At 40.1% G+C, this 12,558-nt stretch carries 14 protein-coding genes; 6 read left to right on the forward strand and 8 right to left on the reverse strand.

From position 1 onward, the window contains the following. Position 1 precedes the first annotated feature (1 nt). Positions 2-643, forward strand: a complete 642-nt coding sequence (locus ACFX4N_RS22185) for a nitroreductase family protein (protein WP_013059680.1) — start codon at positions 2-4, stop codon at positions 641-643. A 33-nt stretch (positions 644-676) separates the two neighbouring features. On the opposite strand, the gene moaD is transcribed toward ACFX4N_RS22185, so the two are convergent. From moaD to ACFX4N_RS22210, 5 genes are read right to left on the reverse strand one after another with little or no spacing between them, the layout of a single operon-like run. Continuing rightward, the gene (moaD, locus tag ACFX4N_RS22190; protein ID WP_013085372.1) at positions 677-910 is read right to left on the reverse strand and encodes a molybdopterin converting factor subunit 1; all 234 of its coding nucleotides are present in this window, start codon (positions 908-910) and stop codon (positions 677-679) included. A gap of 2 nt (positions 911-912) precedes the next feature. Beyond that, positions 913-1,377 (reverse strand): molybdenum cofactor biosynthesis protein MoaE, encoded by a 465-nt coding sequence (locus ACFX4N_RS22195; protein WP_013059682.1) that lies wholly within the window; start codon positions 1,375-1,377, stop codon positions 913-915. Continuing rightward, positions 1,374-1,901: a molybdopterin-guanine dinucleotide biosynthesis protein B gene (mobB, locus tag ACFX4N_RS22200; protein ID WP_013059683.1), complete on the reverse strand. Its 528-nt coding sequence runs from the start codon at positions 1,899-1,901 to the stop codon at positions 1,374-1,376. Before mobB ends, ACFX4N_RS22195 begins: the two co-directional genes overlap by 4 nt. Next, the gene (locus ACFX4N_RS22205; protein ID WP_192100763.1) at positions 1,889-3,154 is read right to left on the reverse strand and encodes a molybdopterin molybdotransferase MoeA; all 1,266 of its coding nucleotides are present in this window, start codon (positions 3,152-3,154) and stop codon (positions 1,889-1,891) included. The genes mobB and ACFX4N_RS22205 overlap by 13 nt, the downstream gene beginning before the upstream one ends. A 17-nt stretch (positions 3,155-3,171) precedes the next feature. Further along, complete coding sequence (locus tag ACFX4N_RS22210; protein ID WP_013059685.1) at positions 3,172-4,188, reverse strand: molybdopterin-synthase adenylyltransferase MoeB; 1,017 nt, start codon at positions 4,186-4,188, stop codon at positions 3,172-3,174. A 161-nt stretch (positions 4,189-4,349) separates the two neighbouring features. On the opposite strand from ACFX4N_RS22210, the gene mobA reads away from it, so the two are divergent. Next, positions 4,350-4,919, forward strand: coding sequence for a molybdenum cofactor guanylyltransferase (gene mobA / locus ACFX4N_RS22215; RefSeq protein WP_029319293.1), 570 nt, complete (start codon positions 4,350-4,352; stop codon positions 4,917-4,919). Between the two features lie 12 nt (positions 4,920-4,931). Here mobA and moaA read toward each other — a convergent pair whose 3' ends face one another. The 3 genes from moaA to ACFX4N_RS22230 all read right to left on the reverse strand — a co-directional run bounded on the left by moaA (position 4,932) and on the right by ACFX4N_RS22230 (position 7,152). Then, a complete protein-coding gene (moaA, locus tag ACFX4N_RS22220) occupies positions 4,932-5,948 on the reverse strand; it encodes a GTP 3',8-cyclase MoaA (RefSeq protein ID WP_013059687.1) in 1,017 nt (338 codons plus the stop codon). Between the two features lie 46 nt (positions 5,949-5,994). Beyond that, a complete protein-coding gene (gene fdhD / locus ACFX4N_RS22225) occupies positions 5,995-6,741 on the reverse strand; it encodes a formate dehydrogenase accessory sulfurtransferase FdhD (protein ID WP_377262582.1) in 747 nt (248 codons plus the stop codon). Between the two features lie 66 nt (positions 6,742-6,807). Then, complete coding sequence (locus ACFX4N_RS22230; RefSeq protein WP_013059689.1) at positions 6,808-7,152, reverse strand: Na-translocating system protein MpsC family protein; 345 nt, start codon at positions 7,150-7,152, stop codon at positions 6,808-6,810. Positions 7,153-7,519: 367 nt separating this feature from the next. On the opposite strand from ACFX4N_RS22230, the gene fdhF reads away from it, so the two are divergent. The 4 genes from fdhF (at position 7,520) to modB (ending at position 12,537) form a co-directional block, all read left to right on the forward strand. Beyond that, positions 7,520-10,459: a formate dehydrogenase subunit alpha gene (fdhF, locus tag ACFX4N_RS22235; RefSeq protein ID WP_057275311.1), complete on the forward strand. Its 2,940-nt coding sequence runs from the start codon at positions 7,520-7,522 to the stop codon at positions 10,457-10,459. A gap of 11 nt (positions 10,460-10,470) precedes the next feature. After that, a complete protein-coding gene (locus ACFX4N_RS22240; protein WP_013085382.1) occupies positions 10,471-10,950 on the forward strand; it encodes a helical membrane plugin domain-containing protein in 480 nt (159 codons plus the stop codon). A gap of 125 nt (positions 10,951-11,075) precedes the next feature. Next, the gene (gene modA / locus ACFX4N_RS22245; RefSeq protein ID WP_057275310.1) at positions 11,076-11,873 is read left to right on the forward strand and encodes a molybdate ABC transporter substrate-binding protein; all 798 of its coding nucleotides are present in this window, start codon (positions 11,076-11,078) and stop codon (positions 11,871-11,873) included. 7 nt (positions 11,874-11,880) lie between these two features. After that, positions 11,881-12,537: a molybdate ABC transporter permease subunit gene (gene modB / locus ACFX4N_RS22250; RefSeq protein ID WP_057275309.1), complete on the forward strand. Its 657-nt coding sequence runs from the start codon at positions 11,881-11,883 to the stop codon at positions 12,535-12,537. Positions 12,538-12,558: the final 21 nt, after the last annotated feature.

Here is a 12,558-nt window from a genome sequence, read left to right on the forward strand (position 1 = left end):
CATGACACAAACAAAAACACTAAACAATGATTTCCAAGATATTATTACAGGGCGCAGATCTATTCGTTATTACGACCCATCTGTCAAAATCAGCCGTGAAGAAATGAAAGAAATTTTAACAGAAGCGACGCTAGCTCCATCTTCTGTTAATGCACAGCCTTGGCGCTTTCTAGTAATTGATAGCCCTGAAGGAAAAGCAACATTAGCTCCGCTTGCTAAATTTAATCAATCACAAGTAGAAACATCAGCAGCTGTTATTGCGATATTCGGCGATTTAAAAAGTGAAGAAAATTTAGATGAAATTTACGATAAAGCTGTTGAACTAGGCTATATGCCACAAGAAATTAGAGACATGCAAATTCCTAAAATCAAAGCGCACTACGCAGCTGCTTCTGAAGAATTAAATAAAGAAACAGTATTAATTGACGGCGGTTTAGTATCCATGCAGTTAATGCTTGCTGCACGTGCTCACGGTTATGATACAAACGCTATTGGCGGTTATGAAAAAGATCAAATTGCCGAAGCATTCGGTTTAGACAAAGAGCGCTATGCACCGGTTATGTTACTTTCAATCGGCAAAGCAGCAAATAGCGGTTACCCGTCTGTACGTTTACCAATCGAAAAAGTAGCTCAATTTAGATAATAAAAAAAGGTGCTGTATATTCAGCACCTTTTTTTATCCTCCACTAACGGGCGGAATAAATGCGACGGTATCTCCCGTTCCAATGGTTTCTTCATCTGTTACAAACTCTTCGTTGACTGCGGTCATCGTTTGCTTCAGAGAGGACAGCTTATACGTTTTTTGCACATATTCCTTTAATTCCTTCACTGTTATATCTTGTTTATCAACTGTTACTTGTTCCACTCCAGCCTCTTCACGTATAGCAGCGAAAAATAAGACGTTAATCATTTTTACATCTCCTTCATTGGCTTTCCTTCAGGATATTCTTTCGTTTCTAACTGATCTCCAATCCATTTTGTTCCGTCTTCCCAAAATTCCTTTTTCCAAATTGGCACAATTTGCTTAATACGTTCAATAGCATACTCGTTTGCTTCATAAGCTGTTTTGCGATGCGGAGAAGAAACGGCAATAACTACTGCGACTTCTGTTATATCAAGCTTCCCGATTCGATGAGTAATAGCTGTCAAAGCATCGGGCCACTTTTCCTGAATTTCGTCACCAATTTGGCTAAGCATTTTCACTGCCATTGGCACATAGGCTTGATATTCAAGAGAGAGCGTCTTCTTGCCTTTTGTAAATTCTCTTACCGTTCCAATAAATGTCGTAATAGCTCCCGCGTCTCTTCTAGAAACTTTTTTAATTATTTCATCTACGGCAATTGGCTGATTTACTACTTCAAATAAGTGCTGGTTCATCTTCTTTCCCCCACTTCTTTCAATAAAAAATTAAGATAATGCTCGTCTTCTTGTAAGTGAAATATTGGATATGCTCGCTGCACTTCTTTTTTAAGCGGAACGTGGCTAATCACGCATATAATATTGGTTAGAGAGGAAAGCAGAACAAGATCTTCTTCACTTCGAATCAAGACTGCTTTTGGATAGGGTTCTTTTTTATATCCTTCAACAAAAATGACATCTGGCGAGAAAAATTGATAAAAATCAATCAGCTTTTTTAGGCTCCAGTCTTTACTATCTGCCGTAAGCTGAAGGATTCCACCTCCCTCTACACCTGCCACATTGGCACCTGCTTGCTGGTGGCGATGACTGTCTTTTAGCTCACTGCTGCTGTCTGGAGGTCCGCCGTGTCCATGGTGCTTAATAGAACCTACACATAGATTGAATTGTTTCGCTCTTTTAATTAGCTTTTCCACTAAAGTAGTTTTTCCGCTGTTTTGAAATCCAACTACTTGTAAAACGGTACAACAAGCTACCAAGGCCATTCACTTCCCCGCACGTCATCTAGCAATAAGACGTCAACCAGCATTCCTTCTTTGTATCCTCTCGTCCCTCCAGGAAATATAACTAACGTATCCGCATGAGCTAAAGAAGAAACAGCACTAGATTTTGTAAAGCTTAATGGAGAAGCAATCAGCTGTCCTTCCCTGTATGAAAGCCTCCCAGATACAAATCGCATAAAAGGATTTGGCTTTAAGAAGTCCTTTCCTAACAAAGCTTTTTCTTTCCGAAGATGAGGGGTTCTTTTACCCGCATATGTACTGATTACCGGACGAGCCAGAAGTTCAAAACCGACATAGCACGCTGTGGGATTTCCCGAGAGGCCAAATAAAAGCTTTTCTTCCATACGAGCAACCGTTGTTACACTGCCTGGTCTCATCGCTATTTTATTAAAAAGAACTTCGGCTTGTAATTGTTTATACACATCTGGTAGATAATCATAGTCTCCTACTGAAACGCCGCCCGTTGTAATCAGCATGTCCACTTCTGATAGTGCAGCTTTTACCGCATTGTAGCACTGACTTAAATCATCAGGCATAATACCAAAATAGTTCACTTCGCCTCCAGCTTTTTCAATTTGCGCACGCAGCATATGAGCATTGCTATTACGAATTTTGCCCCGTTCAACAGGATCACTCACTTCCACTAGTTCACTTCCAGTTGCAAGTAATCCAACTACAGGTTTTTTGAAGACAGCTACGTTACTATAGCCAAATGTGGCTAAAAGAGCAGCTACTCCCGGAGTGATATACGTTCCTTTCGAAGCTAACACAGTTCCTTTTGTTGTTTCTTCTCCTTGAAAAGAAATGTTATCTCCGCTGTTAAACGAACGCTTGATTTGAACGATCGGCTGATTGTCTTTTGTATATTCTTTTGTTACTTCAAGCATGGCAACCGCATCGCAGCCTTTGGGAATAGGAGCTCCTGTCATAATACGCACAGCCTGCATCGCGCTGACTGTATGTTCAAAAACAGAACCTGCTCCTATTTCTCCTCGAACAGCCAGTTCTACTGGATGAAGTGATGATGCTTCTTTCGTATCTTGCGACCGAACGGCAAAACCATCATATGGAGAACGATCAAAAGCAGGAATATCATGATCTGCTATTAAATCTTCAGCTAAAAATCTGCCGTGAGCTTCTTCAAGCGCAATGATTTCTTGCTTTCTGTTTTTTGCATACTGCATCACTCGTCCAACGCATTCTCCGACAGGAATAGGAGTTCGCTTTTCTCTCATTCTTTTCACTCCTTTACTCATCCTAGTAAACGATAATATAAGCTTCTCGCAAATTGAATATCATTCGTTCCATGAATAAATACACGGCCATCTTGAAAAATTACAAAGCGCTGCTCTGGAAGCTGACATGACAGAAGATATGGATTGCGGTCCACTTTCCCCTGTTTTTTTAACCGTTTTTCCAATTCATCGAAGTTGTACAAATGGCGCTGCGAGGGTCTGATTTGAACCGTCTCTCTGCCGCACAGAACTTCTGTTTTAAGCTGATTTTCATACGCTAAGTACGGATATGTTTGGGTCGATCCGCAAGAAGAACATTTATCACTTTTCATTTTGCCCGTCTTAAATTCAGCATGCTGATTATTCCAGACGTCAAAGGTTAGAAATGTGTGGCGCAAAGCTTCAACATCTTCGACTAAAATTTTTAATGCTTCGGTTATTTGATAGGCTGCCACAATTTGAACAGCGGGACTAATGATTCCTGCTGTCTCACAGGTTGCTCCTCCGACAGGCACTTTTTTCAATATGCAGTGCAGACAAGGGGTTACATTTGGGATAACGGTATAAGTGGCGCCATAACTCCCTACACATGAGCCGTATATCCATGGAACTTCATACTTATGTGACAAATCATTTAAAATAAAACGGATGTCGAAGTTGTCTGTCGCATCGATGATTACATCAGCTGTTTGGACGATACTTTCTAAATTAGCAGGCTGAGCATCCATCACCAGCGCTTCAATCTTCACTTCCGTATTTATTTGACGCAGACGATTTTTTGCTGCTACAGCTTTAGGTAGTTTGTTTTGCGCATCTTGTTCTGTATAAAGCTGCTGACGCTGTAGATTACTCCATTCTACATAATCACGATCTACAAGAGTCAATTTTCCAATTCCAGCACGCACGAGGGCTTCTGCGCTAGCGCTGCCTAGAGCCCCTGCACCTACAACTAAAACATGCTTACTTCTAATTTGCTGCTGCCCTTTGTTTCCAACGGGCTGGAAAAGCTGCTGACGTGAATAACGTTCTGTCACTCTTTTCTCTTCCTTTCTCATTCAATCTCTGACTTCACTATCTATTCCTTCGTCAAAGATATTTCTTTAAAAACATGCTATTATACACATAAAGCTACGCTGCTTTACGGAGGCTTTTTTGCATAAATATACAAATATGTTTTGATGGAGGTATTTAATAAATGTCCATTGCCGGCATTGTATTAGCAGGAGGAAAATCTTCTCGCTACGGTCAACCAAAAATGTTTGAAACCTATAACAAGAAATCATTTTACGAATATAGTATAGATGCACTAAAAGAAAATCACGTCACACCTATACTTGTGTCTACCAACCAAGATTTACTCCCTTATTTTCAAAGAAAGGATGTTGCATTTGCAGTTGAAAAATGCCCGTATCAAGGTCCTTTGTATGCAATTCATCACGCTTTAACTGCGATCGATTGTTGCGCTGAATGGTTCTTTATTCTTTCTTGCGATATTCCTTTTATTAATGCTGAGTTTGTTCATCACATGATCACACTGACTCAAACGGACTCACCTGACATTGTTCTTCCTGTTCAGCCTGATCACATTCACCCGCTTCTAGCACTCTATCACCGTAGAACGCTTCCTCTTATTGAACAACTCGTTACACAAGGTGAAAGAAGGCTTACGCAATTGTTGAATCAGACAAACGTCCTTCGCGTGCCTTTTTCAGCAGAAGATCCCACTTTTATAAATGTGAATCATCGCAGTGATTGGCATGTATAAAGCTTTTTTGAATTATCCACCAATATGAGACATTTCCACTTTTTCAGCGTCTTGGACCTGTCTTCCATTAGCTCGTTCGTCTGAGTAACGATCTTTCCGATGATTCCAGATATCAGAAATGGTGTCACAAACAGTATGATCAGAGGCTTCTGACCGTATCAGTGTGCGGAGGTCATATCCTTTTGACGCGAACAAACAGGTATAGAGCTTTCCTTCAGCCGATACTCTTGCGCGTGAACAAGTGGAACAGAATGAATCTGTGACAGATGAAATGATACCAATTTCCTCTTCTGTCCCGACGTATCGATACCTGGTGGCTACTTCTCCCGTATAATGAGGTGGAATTTCTTCAAGAGGCATTTCTTTTCCAACTATATCAAGAATTTGTTTCTTTGTTATAACCTCATCCATTTTCCATCCGTTTGAATTTCCCACATCCATATATTCAATAAAACGCAGCGTATGTTTTTTGTCTTTAAAATATTGAGCCATCCGAAGAATATCCTGCTCATTCTTGCCTTTTTGGACAACCATGTTTATTTTGACTGAAATCCCCGCAAGAGCTGCTGCTTCTATTCCTTCTAATACTCGTTTTACGCTTCCTCGGTTTCCATTCAACTCTTGAAATCTCACTTCATCAAGCGAGTCTAAGCTAACGGTTACTCTTGATAATCCCGCTTTTGATAAGGCTTCTGCATGCTTCTTTAACAGTGAGCCGTTTGTTGTTATGGCAATATCATCTATACCCTCAATTTGCTTCAGACGATTGATTAGATCTGGCAAGCCTTTTCTTAGCAGCGGCTCTCCTCCCGTTATACGCACTTTTTTTACTCCTAGCAATGCGAATAATCTAGTGAGTCTCTCTAATTCATCAAACGAAAGAATGTTTTCGGCAGGTAAAAATGGATAGTCTGCCCCAAAAATTTCTTCAGGCATACAATATCGACAGCGAAAGTTACAGCGATCTGTTACTGACAAACGCAAGTCTCGTAAAGGACGCTTTAAAGTATCAACTATAGCGTATGACATCTGCTTCATCTCTCCTCTCTCTAGCTGTCAGCTTCTCCACAGCAGATTAACTCTCTCTTAAAATTCTTTCCGGGCATGTATAAATATTCAACGAATCATTTCGAATAAACCCTACCGTTGTAATTCCCAATTCTTCTGCTAGATTTAAAGCAAGTTCAGTCGGGGCAGATTTTGAAAGAACCACTTCACACCCGATCTTCGCTACTTTCAACAAAATTTCTGAAGAAATACGGCCGCTGAAAACGACTACTTTATCTCTAATTGAAATATGGTGTTTTAAGCAATACCCGTATAGTTTATCTAGAGCATTATGCCTACCAATGTCCATTCTGCTAAGCATAAAGCCATTTTTATCACAAATAGCAGCGTTATGAACGCCACCCGTTTCTTGAAACGTAGCAGCAGATTGCTGCAGCTTATTCATCAATTGAAAACAATCCTTAATTGAAAGTTCTATCGATATACCGTTCATTTTTTTAGCAGTCAGCGCATCATTTATAAAGACAAACCCTTGTCTGCTCGCCCCGCAGCAAGACGTGATATATCGTTTATTTTGAAGGTTTTGAAAATACGGGTTTAATTTATCTATTGTAACATGAACATACCCTTCTTTTTCTTGAACCCATATGTTTTTAATGTCTGTGTATGCTCGAATAACCCCTTCAGATGCTAAATAGCCAATTACCATATCTTCAATGTATTGTGGGCTACATACCATCGTGACAAACTCTTCTTCATTAATTTTCACAGTCACAGGAAACTCCGTTACAATTTTATCTTCCACGCTTTCCATTTGACCATTTTTAAATCTAAGAACTGTACGCTTCTTAACGGTCGAGTTCATGTGATGTCTCCTTTTTTAAATAATGTTTTTATCAAAAACGAATACGGAAACCGCTATATTTTCTTTTATTTTCATATCTGAAAATAAATTAACCAACTTTGCTCCTACCAATTCTTCTAGCCCTTCCGGCGGATTCGATGCATATACATCTTGGATCATTTTTGTTCGAGCTAGATGAACCATGTCACATCCTTCAGAAGTGCTTGCAATAAATGTTTCTGTCGGAGTTAAATTTCCATACAGTGTTGAGACAGCCATATTTTCAACAAAAACCGTATGTATTCTTTCCGGTCCTTTTCCAAATAAATCTTTTCGAAGCTTCCGAATAATATCATTAAATTCATGAATAGTTTTTGACATAATCAACGCTCTCCCACCGATTAAAATTAAATTGTGCATTTTATTCCTACAGTTTTTTTATCATAAATCAACACTTCAAAAAATAAAAGCCTAAAATCTTTGCAGCAAAACTTTTGAAGAGAGTTGGGTATTTAAAAAAGTTGTGCATTTAAAAACGTAGCGATATAATTATAAATAACCGAGATGGAATAATAATAATAATGAATTGTTATTACTCTATCACTTTTTCTTAACGATATAAATGGGCCGGATTGGCATATTAGTAAGACCTGCTAGTAAACTATTCCACCATGATTGCACTTCCCTTATTTAATTAGGCGTGTGTATTCATGGTGGTTTTTTGTTTTTATATAAAGGAGGAAAACAAATGAGTCGTGAAACCATCACTGTTCATATAAATGGCAACGAATACAAGGCAGCTTCAGGCTCTACCATACTCGAAATTATTAACCAGCAAAGCATTGAGCACCCTCAGATTTGTTATGTTCCTGAAGTAGACCCTATTCAAACTTGTGACACATGTATCGTTGAAATGAATGGCGAGTTAGTTCGTTCTTGTTCTACAAAAGCTGAAAACGGCATGAAGATTGAATTACAATCAGCACCCGCAAAAGCGGCACAGACGGAAGCAATGGATCGTTTATTAGAGAATCATTTGCTATACTGCACCGTTTGCGATAATAACAACGGAAACTGTAAATTACATAACACGGCTGAAATGATGGAGATTGAACATCAAAAATACCCCTATACGCCAAAGGCCTCAGAGAATGAAGTCGATATGTCTCATCCGTTCTACCGTTATGACCCTAATCAATGCATTGCTTGTGGACAATGCGTAGAGGTTTGTCAAAATCTTCAAGTTAATGAAACACTCTCTATCGACTGGGAAGCGAAACGTCCCCGCGTTCTCTGGGATGACGGTGTAGCAATCAATGAATCTTCTTGTGTGAGCTGCGGTCAATGTGTAACCGTATGCCCTTGTAATGCCTTAATGGAAAAATCCATGCTTGGAGAAGCTGGATTTATGACTGGACTTCCAAAAGACGTTTTAAACCCAATGATTGATTTAGTTAAAGAAGTAGAACCTGGATACAGCGGAATTTTTGCTGTTTCAGAAGTGGAAGCCGCTATGCGCGAAACACGCACGAAAAAAACAAAAACTGTCTGTACATTTTGCGGAGTTGGATGTTCATTTGAAGTATGGACAAAAGGCCGTGAAATCCTTAAAGTTCAGCCTAGCTCTGATGCTCCCGCAAATGCTATTTCAACCTGTGTGAAAGGAAAATTCGGCTGGGATTTTGTAAACTCTGAAAAACGTATTACTAAGCCTTTAATCCGAAAAAATGGCGCATTTGTAGAGTCGTCATGGGAAGAAGCCCTCGACTTAGTAGCAAGCAGGTTAAGCTCTATTAATCAGCAGTATGGACATGGATCAGTTGGTTTTATTTCTTCTTCTAAGATTACAAACGAAGAAAACTATGTTATTCAAAAGCTGGCTCGCCAAATGTTTGAAACAAATGACGTAGACAACTGCTCTCGCTACTGTCAGTCTCCTGCAACTGATGGATTATTTCGAACAGTGGGAATGGGAGGCGATGCCGGCACGATAAAAGACATCGCAAAAGCTGGACTGGTTATCATCGTTGGAGCTAACCCTGCTGAAGGTCACCCTGTATTAGCAACTCGTATCAAACGCGCGCATAAGCTTCATGACCAAAAACTAATTGTCGCAGATTTGCGCAAAAACGAAATGGCTGAACGCTCTGACATTTTTATCAGTCCAAAACAAGGTACGGACCAAGTATGGCTAATGGCTGTAACAAAATACATGATTGACCAAGGATGGCACAATGAAAAATTCATCCAAGAAAACGTCAACTATTTTGAAGACTTTCACTCTTTGCTTGAAAAGTACACGCTTGAATATGCTGAACAAATTACGGGTATTCCAGCAGCAACGCTCATTCAAATAGCTGAAATGATTCGAGACGCCGATGGAACCTGTGTGCTGTGGGGCATGGGCGTAACGCAAAATACGGGAGGCTCTGATACATCAGCGGCTATCTCAAACCTGTTGCTTGCTACTGGAAACTATCGACGCCCTGGAGCAGGCGCTTATCCGCTCCGAGGCCACAATAACGTCCAAGGAGCATGTGATATGGGAACTCTTCCGGCTTGGCTTCCAGGCTATCAGCACGTCACAGACTCAGTCGCCCGGGCGAAATTTGAAAAAGCATACGGTGTAAAAATTAAAGATAAGCCAGGGCTTGATAATATTCAAATGCTGCATTCAATTGATGAAGGAAAAATGAAGGCCATGTACCTTGTCGGAGAAGATATGGCTCTTGTTGATTCAAATGCTAACCACGTGCACGAAATATTATCAAATTTAGATTTTTTTGTCGTCCAAGACATTTTCCTTTCGAGAACGGCTCAATATGCTGATGTTGTACTTCCTGCTGTTCCTTCTCTTGAAAAAGAAGGAACCTTTACCAACACAGAACGACGTGTTCAAAGATTGTATCAAGCATTACCAACGCTCGGTGATTCAAAGCCGGATTGGTGGATTGTTCAAGAGATTGCCAACCGCTTAGGTGCGAACTGGACGTATACACATCCTGGTGATATCTTTGCAGAAATGGCTAGTCTATCACCCCTATTCAGCCAAGCCAGCTACGAAAACCTTGAAGGCTGGAATAGCTTCTTATGGGGGAGCTTAGAGGGGAAAAGCACGCCGTTACTTTACGTCGATGGGTTTAATTTCCCAGATAAAAAAGCGCGCTTTGCTTTATCACATTGGGTACTTCCTGCCGAATTCCCAGAAGAATATGATCTACACATTAATAATGGAAGAATGTTAGAACATTTTCATGAAGGGAATATGACCAATAAATCGAGCGGCATCCAATCAAAAGTACCGGAAGTATTTGTAGAAATTTCACCTCAGCTTGCCAAGGAGCGTGAAATTGAAGAAGGTTCGCTTGTCAGATTAATCTCACCGTTTGGAGCAGTAAAAGTACAGGCATTAATTACAGAGCGAGTAAAAGCAAATGAGCTGTACCTTCCAATGCACTCTGTTCATAAAGATTCGGCTATTAACTTCTTGACGGGACCTGCAGTCGACCAACGAACAAATACGCCGGCTTACAAACAAACAAAAGTACGGATGGAAGTATTAAGTAAAGGTGGCGAAACACCTTTACCGTCTACAAATCCGCGTAACAAAAAACGTCATCCTCAAAATGGGGTCGAGGTTCAGCGTAAATGGAACCGTCCTGGCTACGCCCATTTAACAAGTAAATAGGAGGAGAAAAGATGGCACAACCTATTACAGAAATTAAGAAACCTCTTCTAAGCGAGGAAGAAGAAAAACAACAAAAATTAGAAGATTTAACTTCTCTGCTGGCAGATAATGAAGAAGCGTTGAACCGTATTCTCGGTATTGTTGGCGAACTTAACGACATGGGTGTTCTTGAAGCTGCTGATTCAATGATTCAAGCGAAAGAAAAAATCTCAAAAATTGCGCTTCATCAAATTTCCAGAGAACCGGTAACTAATTTAATTAATACTCTTATGGGTGCAAGCAGCGGTTTGATGAAGGCAGATCCAGAGGTAACTGCTAAACTTGTAAATAGCGCAACAGCTGGTATGAACGAAGCGAATGAGTATGTAAAAACAGGAAAAAAAGTAAGTGCATTAGCTCTTATAAAAGCGCTAAACGATCCAGATGTCAATCGTGCAATTGGATTTGGGCTTCACTTTTTAAAAGGAATGGGCAAAGCGTTGGAAGAATAAATGAAGCAGCGACTTGAAAGTTTTCCCCCTTTCAAGTCGCTGTTTTCTTTTTAGGAAGTCAAATTTTAAATGAACGTGATATAGTTATACTAAATTGCTTTACTACAACTAACTGAGGTGACACGATGCAACAATACTTTAAACCCTTATTCGCACTATTATTTTTAATTATGTTTACTGCTGCTTGTTCGAACGAAACAAATACCGATCAATCCGCAGCTCAGCACAAAAACATCAGCTTAACGATATCCGCTGCGGCCAGCTTAAAAGATGCGCTCACTGATATTCAAAAGCAATATGAAAAAAAGCATCCAAATATAGACTTGAAATTTAATTTTGGAGCTTCAGGCTCGCTGCAACAGCAAATTACAAACGGCGCACCTGTTGATTTATTTTTTTCAGCAGCAGAAGACAAGTTTGATGCACTAGTAAAAGCAGGAGCTATCTCCAAGGAGAATGGTACTGACTTGGTTGGCAATGACCTTGTGCTTATCGTGCCAAAGAATAATACGTCTGCTATCACAAATTTTGAAGATCTATCAAAGCCGACTGTTCAAAAAATTGCACTTGGAATACCAGAATCCGTTCCTGCCGGACAGTATGCGAAGGAGACTTTTGAACACATGAACCTTTGGAAAAACATTGAGCCAAAAACCGTCTATGCGAAAGACGTACGCCAGGTGCTTTCCTACGTTGAGACAGGAAACGTTGAAGCTGGGGTGGTTTATAAAACCGATGCCTTGATTTCAAAAAAGGTGAAGATTGTCGCTACTGCAGATAATAGCACTCACAAACCAATTGTATATCCTGTAGGCGTTATTAAGGATTCGAAACATCCACAAGAAGCAAAAGCTTTTTATCAATTTTTACAAAGTAAGACAGCTCTTGACACTTTAAAGAAATACGGTTTCACTGCACATTGAGGCCGCTATGATTCAAGAATTTTTATCTCCTCTTCAGCTATCGCTTAAAATTGCATTAGTAGCAGGATTTGTCGTTATTATTTTAGGCACTGTTATAGGAAAACTGTTATCCAGGAAACACTTTAAGGGAAAAGTGATGATTGAAACGGCGTTAATGCTCCCGTTGGTGCTCCCTCCGTCCGTTGTTGGATTTTTATTGATTGTCATATTCGGGAAACACAGCCTGCTCGGCCGGGCAATTGAATGGGCCTTTCAACAACCTGTTATTTTCACATGGTGGGCAGCTGTTATTGCCTCCGTTGTCGTTGCGTTTCCGCTTATGTATCAATCTGCCAAAACAGGCTTTCAAAGCGTAGATTACGAAATTGAAGACGCAGCTCGAGTAGATGGTGCAAGCGAATGGAAAGTCTTTTTCTTTATTTCCATTCCTTTAGCTTCTAAAGCCATCGTAACAGGAGGAGTGCTAAGTCTGGCAAGAGCACTCGGAGAGTTTGGAGCCACTTTGATGTTTGCTGGCAATATTCCAGGTGAAACACAAACTGTTCCTACCGCTATCTACGTAGCGATTGACTCTGGAAACATGAATCTTGCTTGGCTATGGGTTATTTCAATCGTCTTTCTTTCCTTTCTTATGCTGCTTTTTGTTCAGCTTAAACAAAAGTAAAAGGATGTCTCTTTGTGTAAG

Source organism: Priestia sp. YIM B13551 (genome assembly GCF_042787905.1).
Taxonomy (GTDB): domain Bacteria; phylum Bacillota; class Bacilli; order Bacillales; family Bacillaceae_H; genus Priestia.

Coding starts and splice junctions, on each gene's coding strand:
- ACFX4N_RS22185 (WP_013059680.1), top strand. CDS start 2: ATGACACAAACAAAAACACTAAACAATGATTTCCAAGATATTATTACA.
- moaD (WP_013085372.1), bottom strand. CDS start 910: ATGATTAACGTCTTATTTTTCGCTGCTATACGTGAAGAGGCTGGAGTG.
- ACFX4N_RS22195 (WP_013059682.1), bottom strand. CDS start 1,377: ATGAACCAGCACTTATTTGAAGTAGTAAATCAGCCAATTGCCGTAGAT.
- mobB (WP_013059683.1), bottom strand. CDS start 1,901: ATGGCCTTGGTAGCTTGTTGTACCGTTTTACAAGTAGTTGGATTTCAA.
- ACFX4N_RS22205 (WP_192100763.1), bottom strand. CDS start 3,154: ATGAGAGAAAAGCGAACTCCTATTCCTGTCGGAGAATGCGTTGGACGA.
- mobA (WP_029319293.1), top strand. CDS start 4,350: ATGTCCATTGCCGGCATTGTATTAGCAGGAGGAAAATCTTCTCGCTAC.
- moaA (WP_013059687.1), bottom strand. CDS start 5,948: ATGTCATACGCTATAGTTGATACTTTAAAGCGTCCTTTACGAGACTTG.
- fdhD (WP_377262582.1), bottom strand. CDS start 6,741: ATGGAAAGCGTGGAAGATAAAATTGTAACGGAGTTTCCTGTGACTGTG.
- ACFX4N_RS22230 (WP_013059689.1), bottom strand. CDS start 7,152: ATGTCAAAAACTATTCATGAATTTAATGATATTATTCGGAAGCTTCGA.
- fdhF (WP_057275311.1), top strand. CDS start 7,520: ATGAGTCGTGAAACCATCACTGTTCATATAAATGGCAACGAATACAAG.
- ACFX4N_RS22240 (WP_013085382.1), top strand. CDS start 10,471: ATGGCACAACCTATTACAGAAATTAAGAAACCTCTTCTAAGCGAGGAA.
- modA (WP_057275310.1), top strand. CDS start 11,076: ATGCAACAATACTTTAAACCCTTATTCGCACTATTATTTTTAATTATG.
- modB (WP_057275309.1), top strand. CDS start 11,881: ATGATTCAAGAATTTTTATCTCCTCTTCAGCTATCGCTTAAAATTGCA.